13 protein-coding genes and 1 pseudogene are annotated in these 18,308 nt (G+C 42.1%); 8 read left to right on the forward strand and 6 right to left on the reverse strand.

All coding sequences use genetic code 11. The features are described 5' to 3' along the window. The first annotated feature begins 257 nt into the window (after nucleotides 1–257). Entirely contained in the window at nucleotides 258–914 is a 657-nt protein-coding gene (locus MR764_RS16980; protein ID WP_247980643.1) for a hypothetical protein, read from the forward strand. Nucleotides 915–1,017: 103 nt separating this feature from the next. Here the strand turns inward: MR764_RS16980 and MR764_RS16985 are convergent, their stop codons facing one another. Together MR764_RS16985 and MR764_RS16990 are read right to left on the reverse strand one after the other, a co-directional pair. Next, nucleotides 1,018–1,770, reverse strand: a complete 753-nt coding sequence (locus tag MR764_RS16985; protein ID WP_247980644.1) for a redoxin domain-containing protein — start codon at nucleotides 1,768–1,770, stop codon at nucleotides 1,018–1,020. A 306-nt stretch (nucleotides 1,771–2,076) separates the two neighbouring features. Next, entirely contained in the window at nucleotides 2,077–2,829 is a 753-nt protein-coding gene (locus MR764_RS16990) for a carboxypeptidase-like regulatory domain-containing protein (protein ID WP_247980645.1), read from the reverse strand. Between the two features lie 286 nt (nucleotides 2,830–3,115). On the opposite strand from MR764_RS16990, the gene MR764_RS16995 reads away from it, so the two are divergent. Beyond that, a complete protein-coding gene (locus tag MR764_RS16995; protein WP_247980646.1) occupies nucleotides 3,116–5,566 on the forward strand; it encodes a bifunctional YncE family protein/alkaline phosphatase family protein in 2,451 nt (816 codons plus the stop codon). Between the two features lie 67 nt (nucleotides 5,567–5,633). On the opposite strand, the gene MR764_RS17000 is transcribed toward MR764_RS16995, so the two are convergent. The 3 genes from MR764_RS17000 to MR764_RS17010 all read right to left on the reverse strand — a co-directional run bounded on the left by MR764_RS17000 (nucleotide 5,634) and on the right by MR764_RS17010 (nucleotide 11,266). After that, entirely contained in the window at nucleotides 5,634–8,261 is a 2,628-nt protein-coding gene (locus MR764_RS17000; RefSeq protein WP_247980647.1) for a valine--tRNA ligase, read from the reverse strand. A 784-nt stretch (nucleotides 8,262–9,045) separates the two neighbouring features. Further along, nucleotides 9,046–10,548, reverse strand: a complete 1,503-nt coding sequence (locus tag MR764_RS17005; protein ID WP_247980648.1) for a nucleoside transporter C-terminal domain-containing protein — start codon at nucleotides 10,546–10,548, stop codon at nucleotides 9,046–9,048. Between the two features lie 82 nt (nucleotides 10,549–10,630). Then, the gene (locus tag MR764_RS17010) at nucleotides 10,631–11,266 is read right to left on the reverse strand and encodes a bifunctional nuclease family protein (RefSeq protein WP_247980649.1); all 636 of its coding nucleotides are present in this window, start codon (nucleotides 11,264–11,266) and stop codon (nucleotides 10,631–10,633) included. A gap of 176 nt (nucleotides 11,267–11,442) precedes the next feature. Here MR764_RS17010 and MR764_RS17015 point away from each other — a divergent pair, with 176 nt between their 5' ends. Together MR764_RS17015 and MR764_RS17020 are read left to right on the forward strand one after the other, a co-directional pair. Beyond that, the gene (locus MR764_RS17015) at nucleotides 11,443–11,943 is read left to right on the forward strand and encodes a sigma-70 family RNA polymerase sigma factor (RefSeq protein WP_247980650.1); all 501 of its coding nucleotides are present in this window, start codon (nucleotides 11,443–11,445) and stop codon (nucleotides 11,941–11,943) included. 22 nt (nucleotides 11,944–11,965) lie between these two features. Then, nucleotides 11,966–12,706 (forward strand): hypothetical protein, encoded by a 741-nt coding sequence (locus tag MR764_RS17020; protein ID WP_247980651.1) that lies wholly within the window; start codon nucleotides 11,966–11,968, stop codon nucleotides 12,704–12,706. Nucleotides 12,707–12,777: 71 nt separating this feature from the next. Here MR764_RS17020 and MR764_RS17025 read toward each other — a convergent pair whose 3' ends face one another. Continuing rightward, the gene (locus tag MR764_RS17025; RefSeq protein ID WP_247980652.1) at nucleotides 12,778–14,574 is read right to left on the reverse strand and encodes a sensor histidine kinase; all 1,797 of its coding nucleotides are present in this window, start codon (nucleotides 14,572–14,574) and stop codon (nucleotides 12,778–12,780) included. Nucleotides 14,575–14,875: 301 nt separating this feature from the next. Here MR764_RS17025 and rplU point away from each other — a divergent pair, with 301 nt between their 5' ends. The 4 genes and pseudogenes from rplU to MR764_RS17045 all read left to right on the forward strand — a co-directional run bounded on the left by rplU (nucleotide 14,876) and on the right by MR764_RS17045 (nucleotide 18,257). Further along, the gene (gene rplU, locus MR764_RS17030; RefSeq protein ID WP_247980653.1) at nucleotides 14,876–15,187 is read left to right on the forward strand and encodes a 50S ribosomal protein L21; all 312 of its coding nucleotides are present in this window, start codon (nucleotides 14,876–14,878) and stop codon (nucleotides 15,185–15,187) included. Between the two features lie 19 nt (nucleotides 15,188–15,206). Beyond that, nucleotides 15,207–15,464, forward strand: a pseudogene (rpmA, locus tag MR764_RS17035) (50S ribosomal protein L27); the annotation flags it as partial. Then, entirely contained in the window at nucleotides 15,456–15,749 is a 294-nt protein-coding gene (locus MR764_RS20395; protein ID WP_348773089.1) for a helix-hairpin-helix domain-containing protein, read from the forward strand. The pseudogene rpmA and the gene MR764_RS20395, both read left to right, overlap by 9 nt. 276 nt (nucleotides 15,750–16,025) lie before the next feature. Next, complete coding sequence (locus MR764_RS17045; protein ID WP_247980654.1) at nucleotides 16,026–18,257, forward strand: tetratricopeptide repeat-containing sensor histidine kinase; 2,232 nt, start codon at nucleotides 16,026–16,028, stop codon at nucleotides 18,255–18,257. Nucleotides 18,258–18,308: the final 51 nt, after the last annotated feature.

Below are 18,308 nucleotides of genomic sequence, written 5' to 3' on the forward strand. Positions count from 1 at the left end.
TCTGTTTTCTTCTGGTCTAAAATTGCTATTGCCCTCTTTTTAAAATTGCAGGCATTGTTTTTGCTAAAAAAACTCTCTAAAAATAAAAAATTAATACCATACCCACCTTTAAAACGTTATCAATTCAAAATAGTATATGTTAACGATGGAATAAGTTCGAAAAACGGGTTTGAGTGATGGCATAAACTGAAACCGACGAAATCGGGTGTCTTGGCATTAATTATTATATTTGTTTCATTCATCAAAAACAGAAAATTATGAATCGCACATATTTGATCCTCTTACTTGCTGTAGTCGCACTTTCGGTGTCGTCCTGTGTTTCGAAAAAGAAGTTTGTGGAAATGCAGAACGGACGTTTAAAAGCCGAAGAACTTTCGCGTAAACTCGATACCGAAAACAAAGACAAAGCAGCAAGAATTAAAGCGCTGATTGCCGATTTTGAGGCGATGAAAAACGAGTTGATGGAAAGTAATGCCATGAAAGACCAATATATCGATTCGTTAAAAGGCGAAATCAGTAACATGCTGGCCAACCTGAACAAACAAACCCGTTCGCTGGAAGAAACCAGTTTTAATCTTGATTTTGAAAAACAGCGTTTAACCAATGCTTTGGAGGCGAAGGAGAAAAGCATACAGTCGTTACAGAGTCAGGTTGATCGATTGGAGGATGATTTGTCGGCAAAAGATCTTCAGTTGGAAGAAAAGAATTTCGAGATCAATAAGTTAAACGATCAGGCAAAAATATTACAGGGAGAAATTACCGGGGGAAAAGCAAGCGTTGAGAATTTGGAGACGCAACTCGAAAAAGCAAAATCGGATGCGGCTAAGTTGCAACAGCAATTGGCCGAAAAAGATGCCACAATCACCAAGTTGCAAAATCAGGTGAAACTTTTGAAGAGCGAAATCGGACAGTAGATTCAGCTATCAGATAAAAAGCCCTGCAATGCTGCAGGGCTTTTTTGTGCGACGGTGTCAACACACTGCTGTTAGTATAGATCTATGAAAAAAACTCTGATAATTATTTGTCATTATTCTGAACGAACTCCGTTTGATTGGCCTTCTTAAACCACAGGCGGTCGCTAACTTGGTAGTATTGGTCTTTTATCTCCGGATTCGAAGCCACTTCTGCTTTGGTGTAAGGGAAATAGGGAACGATATAGTCGTCACCTTGTTCCCAGTTTGCAGGGGTGTAAACAAACATCCGATCCGTTGACTGAAGCGCTTCCACCAGACGTACGACTTCTTCCATATTTCTTCCTACCTGAACGGGATAAAAATTAATCGCCCGCACTACATTCTTGTCGTCAATAATAAAAACACCTCTAATGTCGCGGTTGGTGCTGGTCGGTTCATGCAGCATCCCGTATTGTCTTGAAAGAACTCCATCGGGGTCTTCCATCAGAGGAAACTGGATGTTTATTTTTCCCCGGTTTTTGTAATTAATTTCCTCAAGGTGTGCTTTCCACATGTTGTGCTGAGCAACGTTGTCGGTAGAAATAACCGCTACTTTTACACCCAGTTTGTTGAACGCCGGTTGAAGGTAGGCCAACTCCAGTAACTCAGAAGTGCAAACCGGAGTGAAATCGGCAGGGTGGCTAAAGAGGATTTTCCAGCTGGTACCAAAGTCATCCGGGAAGGTGATTTTACCATCGGTGGATTGGGCTTTTACACTGGGAGCTTTTGAACCAATAAGTGGAATATTGTTGCTTTCTGCCAGTACTGTCCCCGCAACCAGGGTAACAGTCATTACGGCTAACATTAATTTTTTCATGACTTTGAGATTTAAAATTGTTTTATAACCAATGCAATTTACGGCGCCCAATTTCGCGGAAAGTATGTTGGAAAACATGTTTTTGTTGGTCTAAATCTTATAGTCCTTGCTTTTGCGTTGACAAGTGCAATTGAAAATATTAATATGAAAGTAAAGTGCTTGCTATTTGTTTTAAAATGATTTAAAAAACTGCAATAAACTATCGAATTGAAATAAATTGATGGATAAAAATAAAATACGAATTAGTATTTTATTAACAAAATTTGATGTTTTTGTAGAACTCCTGATTCAAAGATTCAAAAAAAACTATTTGAGCTCGTAATCAAGTTTAAAGAGCTGGTAATATTCAACAATCGAGGCACGAACCTGGTATTCTGATGCAGTGTACGGGAGTACATTTTGTCCGTTAAACCAAACCATAAAGGTATCAGCGTAGGCCTCGTTTAAACCTGTCAATTTCATTACCATTTCCTTGTTGTAATTCTGAGCGTGCATCTCCCAGTTGCGCATGACGGTCATATCTTGCCGCACGGCACGTTTACGTTTTTCCCGTTTGCTCAAATGGTATTGCCAGTAAGAAACAGGATTGAAAAAGGCTGCCAGAATTGGAGGCCTTTCGTTAAAGGCATCGCCTCTCAGTTCCGGAGGAATAACGGTAGGTTGCCCATGGTTAAAATAATCCAGTTCTTTTGATTTTCCTTCTACCCGAACTTCTCCTACATTGTACAGTACCGGTTCCATGTAAAAATCAAGGGTTTCATATCCGGTGTAGTAGGAAGGTATTTTGAAGATTGTTTTTTTATAGCCCACCGATGTAACTTCCAGGCTGTCGATGTTCAGCATTTCGAGCGAGAAATAACCATTGGTATTGGTAATGGTGCCGCTGTGTGTGCGGTGCAGGATAATATTGGCGTAAGGAATTGCAGAGCTGTCGGCAGTGCTTAATAAGCGCGCTTTTAATTCGATCAGCATCGGATCAATCATGTCGGTGTCGTCCTGGGCTTTGACATTCAAAACCAGTAGCATTGCAAAGAGTAATACTGCCGAAAATCTGATCATTTCAATTCTTTAGGTACAGCTGCAAAACTATGTAAAAGATTTTTAAGCTGAATGAAATAACTAAATTTAACCCCTTTTTTAACACGTGTTAAGACCGCTCGAATGTTCCGCAGGGCTTGAAAACCGAATGAAGGTTTAATGATAATGTATTAAAGATGAAATCGATTGCAACTTATCATTAATGGTTTTTGTTTACTTTTGAAAATCATGTCGGCCGGGATGAAAATATTTTTCAGTACTGGTTTAGCCGGGATGATACTTTTTTTCAACAACTAAACTTAATATCATGCAAAATCTTAAAAAGAGAGTGTCTTCTCTTATAATTCTAGCATTTGTATTTATTACTGCAGTGACAACCGGATATGCTCAATCGTTGAAGGAAATCATGGTGAACAAGGTTTCACTCCCCAATGGCTGGGACCTTACTCCGGTGGGGAAGAAACTTCCGTTGGGCGACCTGCCCTTGAATATTGCGGTTTCTCCGTCGGGGAAAATGCTGGCTGTTACCAACAACGGGCAAAGTACGCAAAGTATTCAACTATTCGACAGTAAAGCGTTTAAGTTGCTTGATTCGGTCGTGATCCGGAAAAGCTGGCTCGGGCTGACTTTTTCAAAAGACGAAAAATCACTGTATGCCTCCGGAGGGAACGATAACTGGATCATTAAGTATGAGATAAGAGACAAAAAGCTGATGGGTGTCGACACCATTGTTTTGGGGAAGCCCTGGCCAAACCTCATTTCGGTGGCAGGTATTGCGGTTGACGAGAAACATCAAATGCTTTATGCAGTAACCAAGGAAAATAATTCGTTGTATGTGGTTGGCTTAAACGATAAGAAAATTCAAAAACAGATTCCGTTGGGAGGAGAGGGATATACGTGTCTTTTATCGAATGATATGAAAACATTGTACATATCCTGTTGGGGAGGCGATAAAGTGATTCTTTTCGATACCGAAAAGCAGGAAATGGCAGGCACAATTCCGGTGGGAGATAATCCGAATGATCTTTGTTTGACCAAAAACGATAAATTCCTTTTTGTAGCCAATGCCAACGATAATTCGGTTGCGGTGATTTCGCTGGAGCAAAAAAGAGTGATTGAGGTATTAAATGCGGCGCTGTATCCCGACGCTCCATCGGGTTCAACTACCAACAGTGTGGCTTTAAGCGAGAACGAAAAAACGCTTTACATTGCGAATGCCGATAACAATTGTCTGGCAGTGTTCGATGTCAGTAGTCCCGGAAGCAGTTTTAGTAAAGGTTTTATTCCAACCGGCTGGTATCCTACTTGTGTAAGAGTCGTGGGGAAGAACATATTTGTCTCCAACGGAAAAGGACTTACTTCAAAGGCAAATCCACTGGGGCCAAGTCCGGAAAGCAAAGCTGAACGGGTGGAACGCCACAAGGACGTTGGAAATGCCAAAGTGCAATATATCGGTGGCTTGTTCACCGGAACGTTGCAAGCCATAGAAACTCCGAATGAGGAGCAACTGGGCATCTATTCGCGTGCGGTTTACGAAAATGTACCCTACACTAAAGAAAAAGAGCTGGTTTCGTCGGGAGAAGAAGGAAATCCTGTGCCAATGACTGTGGGCGGGAAATCGCCGATCAAATATGTTTTTTACGTGATAAAGGAAAACCGGACCTACGATCAGGTGCTGGGGGATTTGCCTCAGGGGAACGGAGACCCGAATCTGGTTCTTTTTGGCCGCGATGTAACACCCAATCAGCACGCAATAGCTGAACAGTTTGTGTTGCTGGATAATTTCTATGTAAATGGTGAAGTAAGCGCCGATGGTCATAACTGGACGATGGGTGCCTACGCAACCGATTATCTTGAGAAAAACTGGCCATCGAGTTATGGAGGAAGGGGAGGATTTTACCCCGGAGAAGGGAAACGCGAAGTTTCGAACAATAAAAATGGATTTCTGTGGGATTTCTGCAAGCGATACGGAGTGTCGTACCGAAGCTACGGCGAATTTATTGGCGGTAAAAAACCCAGTATTCCGGTATTGGAAGGTCATTTTTGCGAAGAATACGTGGGCTGGGACATGTCGATCCGCGATACCGTTCGTTTTCGTTGGTGGAAAGAAGATTTCGAAAAGCTACTGGCAAAAGGAGAAGTTCCGCAGTTTAACAGTTTAAGGTTTGGAAACGATCATACCGAAGGATTAAGAATCGGGAGAACAACGCCAAAGGCTCATGCGGCAGATAACGACCTGGCGGTGGGAATGTTTGTGGAATACCTGAGTCATTCGCCAATCTGGAACGAGACCTTGATCATTATTTTGGAAGATGATGCACAAAATGGTCCAGATCATGTGGATGCACACCGCACCACTGCCTACATTGCCGGAGGATTTATAAAACAAGGGTATGTCGATCATACCATGTATTCCACATCGTCGGCATTGCGCACCATCGAACTTATTTTGGGGTTGCCCCCAATGAGTCAGTACGATGCTTCGGCCGAACCCATGTGGCGTTGTTTTAATAAGACCGCCGGCCATCCTCCGTTTAAGGCCCTGCCTGCAAATATCGATCTGAACCTGAAAAATACCCGCGAAACCGCCATGTCGAAGTTGAGTGAAACGTTCAATTTTAAAAAGGAAGACAGCATTCCGGATGATTTATTCAATAAGGTAATATGGGCAGCCATCAAGGGGGAAGATAGCCCCTGCCCGGCGCCCGTGCATGCGGCTTTTTTCAGTGTTAGTTCCGATGAGGACGATGACGATTAGAACGCAAATGATAAAGGCCCGGTCAGAAGCCGGGCCTTTATTTATGATTTTGTTTTTAAAGCACTTCTTATTTTAAGCCTGCAATTCGCTCTTCCAGTACTTTTATTTTTGCTTCGGCATCAGCTTGTTTTGCTTTTTCGTTTGCCACAACTGCCTCAGGCGCGCTGTTTACAAAGCGTTCGTTGCTCAGTTTTTTCAATACTGAAGTCAGGAATCCCTGTGTATATTTCAGTTCTTCTTCGAGCTTTTTCAACTCTTCTTCCACATCAATAAAACCTTCCATCGGAACGTAAAAGTTGGTCGATTTTACCCGGAACGAAGCAGCGCCCTGAACTTCTTCAGTTATCATCTCAAACGAAGAGAGATTGGCCATTTTGAGTATCACACTGTTGAACTGCGGCTCAAAACCTTTATCTCCTGCCTGAACTTTTAGTTCGAGCGTATCTTTATTGGGGATGTTTTTGTCGCTGCGGATTTTTCGAATACCGGAAATCGCTTCTTTCACATTCTCGAAAGCCGCGAGTAAAGCTTCGTCGTACTTTTCAACTTTAGGCAGCTGGCTGATCATAATGCTTTCACCATCTTTTCTTTCGGTCAGCATTTGCCATATTTCTTCAGTGATGAACGGCATAAAAGGATGCATCAAACGCAGCATTTGATCAAACAATTCAACCACTTCGCTGTACGTTTTGGCGTCAATAGGCTGTTGATAAGCCGGTTTTACCATTTCGAGCAACCAGCCCGAAAATTCGTCGCGAACAGTGGTGTAAACCGTCATCAATGCTTCTGAAATACGGAACTGATCAAACTGGTTGTTCAAGGTGGCAACCACCTCACCCAGTTTGTTGTTAAACCACTCAATAGCCAATTTGGAATGTTCCGGCTGTTCGATGTTGGCAGAAACCTCCCAGTTTTTTACCAGGCGGAAGGCGTTCCATATTTTTGTCGCAAAACCGGAGCCCTGTTGCGGAAGGCTTTCATCAAAAAGCAAGTCGCCACCGGCAGGCGAGCAAAGCAACATGCCTACGCGAACACCGTCGGCACCGTACTTGGCAATCAAATCCAGCGGATCGGGTGAGTTACCCAGCGATTTCGACATCTTCCTGCGCTGTGCATCGCGTACCATCCCTGTGAAATACACATTCTTATATGGTAGTTCATCACGGTACTCGTAACCTGCAATAATCATACGGGCCACCCAGAAGAAAATAATATCAGGCGCTGTTACCAGGTCAGAAGTGGGGTAATAATAATTTACCTCTTTGTTTTCGGGATCGCGGATACCATCGAAAACAGAGATGGGCCACAACCAGCTTGAAAACCAGGTGTCCAAAGCATCTTCATCCTGTTTTAGGTCGGCAGCTGTTAAACTTGCATTTCCCGATTTTTCCTGAGCCAGTTTTAGCGCTTCTTCTGCGGTTTCTGCACAAACAAAAGTTCCGTCGGGCAGATAATACACCGGAATCTGGTGCCCCCACCACAACTGGCGGCTGATACACCAGTCTTTGATGTTGCCCATCCAGTGCTTGTAAATATTTTTGAATTTCGGCGGGTGGAATTGAATGGTGTCGTTCATTACGTTTTCCAAAGCCGGTTTTACCAGATCATCCATTTTCAGGAACCACTGTGCCGAAAGTTTTGGCTCGATGATTACATCGGTCCGTTCCGAGAACCCAACCTTATTGGTATAATCCTCCACCTTTGCCAGGTTGCCGGCTTTCTCCAATTCCGGAATAATAAGGTTACGAACGTCAAAACGATCCTGGCCGATAAACATTTCGGCTTTTTCGCTCAAGGTTCCGTCGTCGTTAAAGATATCGATCGAAGGCAGGTTGTGTTTCAACCCGATTTCGTAGTCGTTAATATCGTGTGCCGGTGTAATTTTCAAACAACCGGTACCAAATTCCATGTCTACGTATTCGTCCTGAATAATCGGGATTGAGCGGTTCAGAAGCGGTACTAAAACGCGTTTGCCTTTGAGGTGTGTAAAACGTTCATCAGCCGGGTTTACACAAACGGCCGTGTCACCCAAAATTGTTTCGGGACGGGTGGTCGCAATGGTCACAAAACCATCTTCTCCTTCAATCTTATACTTCAGGTAATACAGTTTTCCCTGCATTTCCTTGTAGATCACTTCTTCGTCGGAAAGTGCCGTTTTTGCTGCCGGATCCCAGTTAACCATACGCACGCCGCGGTAAACCAATCCTTTGTTAAATAAGTCAACAAAAACCTTGATTACCGATTCGCTGCGGGCTTCGTCCATGGTAAAAGCCGTGCGGTCCCAGTCGCACGAAGCACCCAGTTTTTTCAATTGCTCCAGGATAATACCGCCGTGTTTGTCGGTCCATTCCCAGGCATGTTTTAAGAATTCTTCACGCGAAAGATCATATTTGTCAATTCCTTCAGCACGTAATTTGTTGACCACCTTTGCTTCGGTGGCAATTGACGCGTGGTCGGTTCCGGGTACCCAGCAGGCATTTTTGCCGGTCATACGTGCCCGGCGCACCAAAATATCCTGAATGGTATTGTTCAGCATATGGCCCATATGTAAAACCCCGGTTACGTTAGGCGGCGGAATTACAATGGTGTAAGGCTCTCTTTCATCGGGGGTAGAATGGAAATACTTGTTGTCCATCCAGTATTTGTACCACTTGTCTTCAACCGCTGACGGGTTGTACTTGCTAGGAATCTCCATGTTTTTCTCTTTCAGAATTCTACGAAAAATTTGAGGTGCAAAAGTAACATTAAATGTTCATAGTTTAAAGTCCGCCTGCCCGAATTCATTCAGCATCAGATAAAGTTTAAAGAACAGAGGATGATAATTGTTGCAGTGGAGTAGTTGCCCGACTTTTTAGAAAAGCATTTGTGACATAATTTTCTTTCTCTTTTCGGGAGAATTAACCTTTGCAAGCTAAAAAAAACGAAATTGGACTTTGAATAGACCGGATTTTCATAATGAATTTTTTGTTGCTGAAGACAATGTGATAATCCATGGGGATAAATTTCATTAAAAAAAACATTTTTTAGTTATCTGATTTCATCCTTTTTTCCCCTTTGTGACTGTGTTTTAAGCGTATTTCTGTTGACATTGACGCGGAATAGTAGTGATAATGAGGCTGTGAATGATGCTACTTCGTTAAAATAATAGAACGGCTTCAAAGCCGAAGCTCCGAAATTCAAAAAGTAGTGTCGGAAAACAAAAAAGCCCGGCACAAATTGCCAGGCTGCACTTAGTTAATATTTTATACTTGATCGCAATGGTAATCTTTACTGTTGCTCGTGTGTGTCAAAGAAAAAAGGGCAGAACATTATGGACGCTTTTTTGAAGATGACTGATAATTACAAACCCCTAAACACAAAACCAATCATAAATACTGTTGTTCTACCCTTATGTTTTATCTTTAATTGTTTTTGTAACCGTCAAATAACTGTTACGCGAAGCAAGTTACAAAAAAGAAAAATAAAAACCTAATGGTCTTTTATCCTAAAATCATTCCAATTATCGTAGCGCTCATTAACGAGGCCAGAGTGCCCGCCAATAGCGCGGGAACACCATATTTTGACAATAAAACTCTTTTTGAAGGAGCAAGTGCTCCGATACCTCCAATTTGAATTCCGATGGAGGAGAAATTGGCAAAACCGCATAAAATATAGGTCGCCATGATGATGGATTTGGTCTCGGTAAATGCACCGGCAGCTTTTAAATCGGCCAGGCTGATGTACCCGATAAATTCTGTCAGAATCAGTTTCTCTCCTAAAAGCCGGCCTACCACAGCAATGTCTTCAGGCGAAACTCCAATTAACCACATCAGGGGTGCAAAGGTGTACCCCAAAATAAACTGCAGCGAAAGTTCATTGTATCTTCCATCTGTAATGCCGGCAATAACTTCGTTCAGATGAGTCCAGCTTCCTATTTTTCCAATGGTGTAGTTAAACATGGCAATAAATGCAATAAACGCTAAAAGCATGGCTCCCACATTTACAGCCAGTTTTACTCCTTCGGTTGTTCCGTTGGATATGGCATCGAGCACGTTGCTTCCAATTTTGTCTTTACTAACTTCAATTTGCTTATTGATTGCCTCGGTAGGTGGAACCAGCATTTTCGAAAAAACAATAGCAGCAGGTGCAGCCATTACCGAAGCGGTTAGCAAATGTTTGGCAAACTCGAGTCGCAATACCGGATCGTCGCCACCCAAAAGCGCAATGTAAGCTGCTAAAACACCTCCAGCCAGCGTGGCCATTCCTCCGGTCATAACAAGCAAAATTTCTGATTTGCTCATTTTCTCCAGGTAGGCCTTAATCATCAGCGGAGATTCGGTTTGCCCCAGGAAAATGTTTCCGGCCACCGAAAGCGCTTCCGCTCCCGATATTTTCAGCGCTTTTGTAAATACCCAGGCCAGACCGTATACCACTTTCTGAATAATTCCCCAGTAAAACAGTAAGCTGGTTAAGGCAGAAAAGAAGATAATGGTAGGTAAAACCTGGAACAGAAAGATGTAGCCGTAAGTATTGGCATCCATGAGGTCGCCCAAAAGAAAGGTACTCCCTTCTTTTGTGAAGTCGAGAATTTTAACAAAGATTTTTCCCAGGGCTTCAAAAGTGATCTGAACAGCCGGAATGTAGAGTATTCCCAATGCCAGAACAATCTGGATGAGCAAGCCGACTCCAACCGTTTTCCACGGAATATTTTTTCGGTCGCGACTAAAAATAAAACCGATGAATATCAAAACTGCCATTCCGAGCAATCCCCTGAATAAGGTGATGATTGAAAAGGGGTGCTCCCGTTTTTTAGATAAAAGGATAATTGCCTTGTCCTTATTGTTGGTCTGTTCCTCCGATGTAGTAGAGGTAATAACTTCGGTTTGTTGTTCTGCCAGGATCGGATTATCTGAAGTCGTTGTAGTCGAATCGTTTTTGGCAAATGCCGGCTGAAAAAAGAAAATGCCGGTAACCATTACCAGCAAGGCTAAAGCTTGTCTCATCCTTTTAACGTGTTTGTCTATGTTAAATGTATATATGTCCGGTTTCCAATGAAATCTGATCGCGAATCCAGACTTCAAACTGTTATTTTTCACGTTTGTTTAATTCGTCTCTAATCAAAGAAGCTTTTTCGTAATCTTCATTCTGAATGGCTTCATCCAATAATTCCTGCAATTCGTTGGTGGAATAATGGGAATAGGAAGAAGGGACCGGGTCGTCGTAGTCTTCATCAAAAATACTCCGGACAGGCGATTGTTCGTCTTCCTGTTCCAATACAATACCTGCTTTTTTTAATATTTCTTCGGAAGTATAAATGGGGCAACGAAAACGAAGTGCCAAAGCAACGGCATCGGAGGTTCGGGAATCCACCCGAATTTCTTTTCCTCCCATTTCGCACAATAATTCTGAATAGAAAATTCCTTCTTCGAGTTTGTAAATGGTAACTTCAATAAGTGAAATGTCGAAAGCCAGGGCAATGTTTTTTATAAGGTCGTGGGTGAGCGGACGGGGAGGTTTCAATCCCTCCAGTTGAATCGCAATTGCCTGCGCTTCCACAGGCCCTATAATAATCGGAATTCTCCTTTCCCCTTTTTCTTCCGCCAATACCAACGCATACGCCCCTGATTGTGTTTGGCTTACGGAAAGTCCCAAAATGTTCAAACGAATTTTTTGCATATTCTGCCTGGCCTGATTTTCAGTGAAAACAAATATAAGAATCATTTTGGTTTATCGCCGAAATTGAATGTGTTTTATTGGAAAGGCTGAAAATATAAGGTTTTGAAGCAGATGTTAAACGCTTTGTTTCATGGTGCTTGATTCCCGCAGACCGTTTATTTTTATATCCATGTAGTTTTTTCTGAACCATTACGACTAACAGGGTGAAAAACAACGCAAAAGTGCAACAGTCAACTAAAAAGGAATTCAGCGAACGGATAAGCGAGCACCAGGGAATCATCCACAAGGTAACGATGATATACGCCGATAGTCCGGCTGACCGTGAAGATCTTTTTCAGGAGATATGTTTGCAGCTCTGGAGATCGTATGCCCGATTCAGGGGCGAGGCGAAGTTTAGTACCTGGATGTACAGGGTGGCGCTAAACACCGCCATCAGTAATGTTCGGAAAAACAAAAACAAGCCCGGCCATGAATTTTTAAACGAGAATGTGCAGCTTAGCGATGAGGGGCAGTCCGATCTGGATCAGGTCAGGCTTTTGTTCCGTGCAGTTGCTGCACTCAACCGGATTGATAAGGCAATCATTTTGCTTTGGCTCGACGAAAAAAGCTACGATGAGATTGCCACCATCATGGGAACTTCTAAAAGTAATGTGAGTGTGAAACTGGTCCGTATCAAACGCCGGCTGGAAGCTTTGATTAAAGAAGCAGAAAAACACGAATGATGAAATGCTCAATTTGAATGAAATGAACGACGAAAAATTAAAAGCCATGTGGAGCAAAGCAGAGAAGTTGGCAGGTGCTTCCGGATATGAAAGCCCTTCCATCGAACAATTTATTTCGGGGCGGTCGAACGATTCCGCACAGAAAATCAAAAATATGATCATTTTCGATATTGTGCTGAAAGCCTTAGTGTTGGCGGTACTTGTCGTCGATTTTGTACTCTTTTGGGGAACTTTCAACGTAATGGTTGTAACAGCAGCAGGAACGGTGATGCTGATTCCGCTCCTGTTTTATCAAAAGAAACTATTAACCCGGTTTATTTTGACAGCCGACAACGGGCAAACTACACGCGATAAATTGGCTTCGATGCTAACTTATCTGAAAACCCGCTTTTTTACCACTTTGCTGCTGGTAGCAGTTACTTATTTGTTTGGGTTTATTGCCGGGTCGCTGGCCTATTTTTACACAGCTTACGGTTATGTCAGGCAACTTGATGGGGTAGATGTGATTGTTTTTATTAGTTTTATTTTCATCGGAATTCTGTTCAACTTTCTGGTTAATCGTGCCCAGGTCAATTATCATATAAAACACCTGGAGGCCTGTTTGTCCGATCTCAATGAAAATAGCCTGGCTCTGGTCTCAGAGAACATCGAACTGCAGCGAAAACACGATCGTTTAAGCAAGTTTTTACTCGCAATGGTGTTTGTTGTTGGACTTATTATGCTGGTGCTTGTTTTTAAAAGCGCGGGATATCTGATGCGTTGAACGAGAGATGCGAATTGTGAAGAGAACAGAATATTTTGGTAATGGTCAATACGGGGTGAGATAGCGATCTGTTATAGGATTGGAATGGTGAAATGAAACTTTGCACCATGACCGGGTTCGCTTTCCGCCCAAATTTGGCCTCCATGTTTTTCAACCAACTCTTTGCAGAGGATGAGCCCCAAACCGGTCCCTTTTTCCTGGTTGGTGCCGGGAGTTGTAAAACTTTCTTCTAATTTAAATAGCTTTTTAAGGTTATGCGTGCGGATGCCAATACCATTGTCGGCCACCGAAAAAAGGTATTGATCGTTGCTTTTCTCCGCAGTAAACCGGATGTGTCCACCTTCAGGCGTGAACTTAATGGCATTGGCTAACAGGTTGCGTACAATGGTACAAAACATGTTGCGGTCGGCTTTCAGTTTCAGGTCTTCGGGAACCGACTTCTCCAACGTAAGTTTTTTGTTCAGTGCGCTTAATTCGAGAATCTGGAAGGTCTCTGTTACGCATTGCTCAATATTTAACAATCTGGGACTAAAACTAAATTTCTTTAATTGTAGGTTGGCCCAGTCGAGTAATTCAGTTAATAGATTATAGGTTTTTTGGATATCGAGAAAGAGAATACGGGTATACTCTTTTATGTTTTGGGTATTTCCGGCATCAACTTCTTCTTTCAACATTTCCCCAAAGCCGAGCATCGTGTTAAACGGACTGCGCAGATCGTGAGCGATGATGGAGAAAAAACGGTCTTTTGTGGCGTTTAACTCCTGTAATTTTATCAGGTTCTTACGCATTTTTTCTTCAACCAGTTTGCGTTTGTTGATCGCTCGGGCTAAGACCCACGAACCAAATCCTGCCATAAGGTTTAGCAATAAGTAAACAAGCAGTAATTGCAGATTACGTGCTCTTTGGCTTTTATACAATTCGGCATGCGGAACAAACGAAACGGCTTTCCAGTAATAGCTTTCAATCGCGTTGGATGTTTCGTCGTCGGTTCGTATAACTGAAGAAGCGTTGATTTTTGGCGGGTAAATGGTGTTAAACGTAAAAAGTCCCTTCTCGTTTTCGAACTGTCCGGATTGTTCTGTTTGTATGATTTTCCATTCTTCCGGGTAATCGTTTTGGAATTTTACCTGGTGTTTTTCGCTAAACATAAAGCCCCATTCCAATTCAGGATCGGAAGATTTTAGCCAGTAACTGTCTTTATTTAAGAGCATAAAATGATCCGAAAAATGGTAGTTACCCATCGATACGGAGTTTTTGAGCATGAAGGAGCCGAGGTAGTTCAGGATTAAAATGCCTTCTTTTTCCCCTTTTTCGTTAAACATGGGCGTAGCGAAACGCAAAATCGGTTTTAGCGGAACTTCAATCTTTTTGTTTTCAGTATTCAGATCAAAAGGAGAAACATAAATCTCTCCTTTATTAAGCCTGATCGTATTTGTAAAATAAGGGCGGTGCTTTTTATTTTGTAGATCAGGAAAGGGAACCACCACCGGAATACTATCCTGTAAGTTTACCCTGATTATTTCCATTCCATTATTGTCAATCAGTCTGATCTGGTCGTAGAGCTGGCGTTCACGGCTTATTTTACTGAAAATAGTGGTAATGTCATTTCTCAATTTTGAGTTGTCGGGGGTAAGCCATAATTCGTGAAAAATATTTAAAGCAGCCAGTATTTGTAAATCGCCTATAATAAAATTCAGATCACGGTTGATAATCCGCGATTTTGTATTGATTTCGGTAAGCTCCTCATTTAACGAAATCAGTTTATCGGAGTTATCCCGCACTTTCTTTAGTGTAAATGCGACTCCTGAAAACAAGATAAAAATGGGGATGTAAATCTTAAAATAGCTCTGAAGAATCTTTCTGTCCATAATTTTTCTAAACACCGAAAAACACGGTATGGTTTATTCGTGATGCCTCTTTAAAACCGCGCTAAAATAGACCTTGAATTCTGATTAAAAAAATGCGCTATTGTGGTTTAGGCATTTAGGAAGTAACTTTTAAGTTTTCAGGAAATTAAAGTTGGATGGGAGAAGTTAAAAAAGTGCCTGATAATTTGTTGGTTAGTTTAAAATAACTACTTTTGCAGTCCAAATTTTGAATCGATCAGGCTCGAATAAGAGAAATCCAGCAGGATATCCGCCTGACGGTGTAAACGTTAAAAGTAAAATTATGTACGCGATTGTTGAAATTGCAGGACAGCAATTCAAGGTTGAAAAAGACAAAAAACTTTTCGTACATCGCCTGGATGTTGAAGAAGGAACATCGGTTGATTTCGATAAAGTATTGTTGGTTGACAACGACGGTAAAGTAGCCGTTGGGACCCCCACCGTAAGCGGTGCGAAAGTAACAGCAAAAGTGCTGGAACATGTGAAAGGTGAAAAAGTGTTGGTTTTCAAAAAGAAACGTCGTAAAACGTATCAGAAAATGAACGGTCACCGTCAGTATTTTACTCAGATTCAGGTAGAAACCATTGTTGGATAATTAATAAAGAAAATTTACCATGGCTCATAAGAAAGGTGTAGGTAGTTCGAAGAACGGACGCGAATCGGAAAGTAAACGACTGGGAGTAAAAATTTACGGCGGTCAGTTTGCAAAAGCTGGTAATATTTTAGTTCGCCAGCGTGGTACATCACATCATCCCGGAGAAAATGTAGGAATTGGTAAAGACCATACGCTTTTTGCATTGATCGACGGAACTGTGGTTTTCCAAAAGAAAAGAAAAAATCGTTCCTATGTATCGGTAGCGCCGATTGTAGAAGTAGAGGCAGCTGTTGCTGAAGCTCTTGCAAAAAAAGCAGCTCCGAAAGCAGAAGCACCAAAAGCAGAAGCACCAAAAGCAGAAGTTGCAGGTGACGATTTAACAAAATTAACAGGTGTTGGTCCAAAATTGGCTGAAATCCTCGCAGAAGGTGGTTTTGCATCGTATGCTGCAGTAGCTGCCGCTACCGTTGAAGATATTCAGAAAGTATTGGAAGGTGCCGGAAGCCGTTATGCTTCAAAAGATCCTGCTCCATGGATCGAAGAAGCTAAAGGTTTAGCATAATACTGAAAAGTTCAGGATCCAGTCCTGATAAAAATATTAAAAGCTCTCGCTGTTTACAGTGAGAGCTTTTTTTTGCGTTACATCCCCTGCAAATAAAAGTCTGTGTGTGTTGGTTGGGCTTGAACATTATTGCCCGCTAATTGTCAGTTAACATAACTTGGTTTTTTGGGAAAAATATCCGGGTAAAAAGAAATGCGATAAACGCCCAAAAGATTTTATCTATCTTTCGCTTGATAGACAAAGAAATGCCATGACAATTTATCCAATATGTTTAGAATGAAATTAACGCTCTTTGTATTGTTGTTTTGCTTTGCCGTGGATGTATCAGCCACAACAAATGTTGCCGATGCCGATACTGCCAAATTATCGCAAGTTCTTTCCCGGGGCAGTGATCTGCTGCCGGTAAATATGGATTCAGCATTGATTTTTTTTAATGAAGCGTTGCCGATCGCAGATAAAATCATCAGTGAATCCAACTATTCAGAAAAAGTTATTCGTGACGTAATTTTTAGGAAAGCAAAGACACTTGATAAAATTGCAAACTATTATTACGGTCAAAAATACGATTACGACAAGACTCTCGACTATCTTTTACCGGCAATTGATTTATTGCAGGGGCTTGTCGATGAGGAAGAGAACGAGGAGCAGAAAACAACTTACCTGAAAACCCTCACGAATTCGATGATTACAGCAGGCGCTGTATATTTTAACAAAGATGAATTCCCAAATTCTCTCGAATATTACAACCGATCGCTGGAGAATGCAACACTTCTGAAGGATAGCCTGATGCAATCAAGAGCATTGCTCAACCTGGGAATGGTTTTTAATAATCGGGGAATGTTTGCCGAGGCCATTCAGAACTACTATACCGCAATGGGTATTTTTGAACACTTTAACGATAAAAAAGGAGTGGCTATCTGTAATCTAAGCATCGGCAACATTATGCGGAAGCAGAATTCGCTGGAGAAAGCCATCGAGAGCTACGGCAAGGCACTTGAAGTATTTGCCGAATTAAAAGATCAGCGTGGACTTTCATCGTGCTATAATAACCTGGCCATTTGTTATTCGAATCTAAATGATTACGACAAGGCAATTGAACTGTACAATAAATCGTTGGACCTGGATCTGGAACTGGGAAGGGAAGCTAATATCGCCATCACCTATGCGAACATTGCAGTGTTGTATCAGTCAAAAAAAGAATTCGATACGGCTATTGACTATGTGCGGAAATCGATGCAGTTGAATGCAAAAAACCGAACATCCAGAAGTCTGATGGTCAGCTACTTAAATCTTTCGGGCACGTATTTGTCGAAGGTTAAGGACTCGCCTGACAGGTTACGTATTCATCCCGGCGATCTCGATACCATTATTGTATATGGCGAAAAAGGCCGGGCGCTTGCCGATTCGCTTGAACTTATTTTAGAAGAAGAGGCCGCTTTGGATATCCTGAAAGACGGCTATGCACTGAAGAAAAATTATAGAAAAGCCTTTGAGTTGGCTGATGAGTTAAATGTGCTTCGCGACTCGATTTTCAACAGTGAAAAAACAAAAGTGATGGCAGAAGCAGAAGCCAAATACGAGACCGAAAAGAAGGAACAACAAATCAGTCAACAAAAATATGCGCTCGAACATCAGCAGGCAGAATTGCAAAATGCCCGGCGTTTCCGTAACCTGCTGGCTGTTATCGCAATCTTGATGGTTGTCGTTGTCTTTTTGGTGTACTATCATTATTCCCGAAGCAAGAAAGCCCACAAAATTCTGGATGAAAAAAGCAGTTTGATTGAGAAGCAGAACCGAAAGATTACCCAGCAAAACGACCAGTTGGAGGTCGCCAATCAGAAGCTTACCGAGTTGTTGCGGTTTAAAGAAAAGCTTACAGGAATGATCGTTCACGACCTGAAAAATCCGCTGAACAATATTCTGAACAGTCACAATATTGACGATCCTGAATTTCGGGAACAACTCATCATGCAGTCGGGTTTTGATATGCTGAACCTCACACAAAATATTTTGGATGTATACCGTTTCGAAGAATCGCAGATGTCCATCTCAAAAGAATCCTGCAGTGTGTTGGAAATACTAAAGGAAAAAGCAATGGAAGTGGCGTTGTACGTAACAGAAAAGAACCTGATGCTTGAGTTTCCTGAAGACAAGTTACAGTTGGTTAATGCTGACGGAAAACTGTTGCGACGCATTTTCTCCAATCTATTGGGGAATGCCGTAAAATACGCGCCATCCAACAGTACAATCACGGTGACACAGCGAATGGAGGACGACAAGGTGGTTCGACTGGGCGTTCACAATTTAGGGCCCGCAATTCCCCGTGAACAACAGGAAAATATTTTCAAAAGGTTCCGGCAGTACGAATCGCGCGATATGGGCGTAAACACTTCAACCGGGCTGGGGCTGTCGTTTTGTAAAATGGCAGTCGAAATTCACGGTGGAGAAATCGGTGTTCATTCCGACGAGAACGGTACTGAATTCTGGTTTACACTCCCCAATAAGTAAATGAAATGAGCCTTTTGCCGAGCCAATCCGAATAAGAAGTTAATCAATAAG

The sequence above is a fragment of the Maribellus sp. YY47 genome (assembly GCF_023111095.1).
In the GTDB taxonomy this organism is placed as follows: Bacteria; Bacteroidota; Bacteroidia; order Bacteroidales; family Prolixibacteraceae; genus Draconibacterium.

Bases quoted from the DNA above. Each gene is read 5' to 3' on its own strand.
- MR764_RS16980 (WP_247980643.1), top strand. From the start codon at position 258: ATGAATCGCACATATTTGATCCTCTTACTTGCTGTAGTCGCACTTTCG.
- MR764_RS16985 (WP_247980644.1), bottom strand. From the start codon at position 1,770: ATGAAAAAATTAATGTTAGCCGTAATGACTGTTACCCTGGTTGCGGGG.
- MR764_RS16990 (WP_247980645.1), bottom strand. From the start codon at position 2,829: ATGATCAGATTTTCGGCAGTATTACTCTTTGCAATGCTACTGGTTTTG.
- MR764_RS16995 (WP_247980646.1), top strand. From the start codon at position 3,116: ATGCAAAATCTTAAAAAGAGAGTGTCTTCTCTTATAATTCTAGCATTT.
- MR764_RS17000 (WP_247980647.1), bottom strand. From the start codon at position 8,261: ATGGAGATTCCTAGCAAGTACAACCCGTCAGCGGTTGAAGACAAGTGG.
- MR764_RS17005 (WP_247980648.1), bottom strand. From the start codon at position 10,548: ATGAGACAAGCTTTAGCCTTGCTGGTAATGGTTACCGGCATTTTCTTT.
- MR764_RS17010 (WP_247980649.1), bottom strand. From the start codon at position 11,266: ATGATTCTTATATTTGTTTTCACTGAAAATCAGGCCAGGCAGAATATG.
- MR764_RS17020 (WP_247980651.1), top strand. From the start codon at position 11,966: ATGAACGACGAAAAATTAAAAGCCATGTGGAGCAAAGCAGAGAAGTTG.
- MR764_RS17025 (WP_247980652.1), bottom strand. From the start codon at position 14,574: ATGGACAGAAAGATTCTTCAGAGCTATTTTAAGATTTACATCCCCATT.
- rplU (WP_247980653.1), top strand. From the start codon at position 14,876: ATGTACGCGATTGTTGAAATTGCAGGACAGCAATTCAAGGTTGAAAAA.
- MR764_RS17045 (WP_247980654.1), top strand. From the start codon at position 16,026: ATGAAATTAACGCTCTTTGTATTGTTGTTTTGCTTTGCCGTGGATGTA.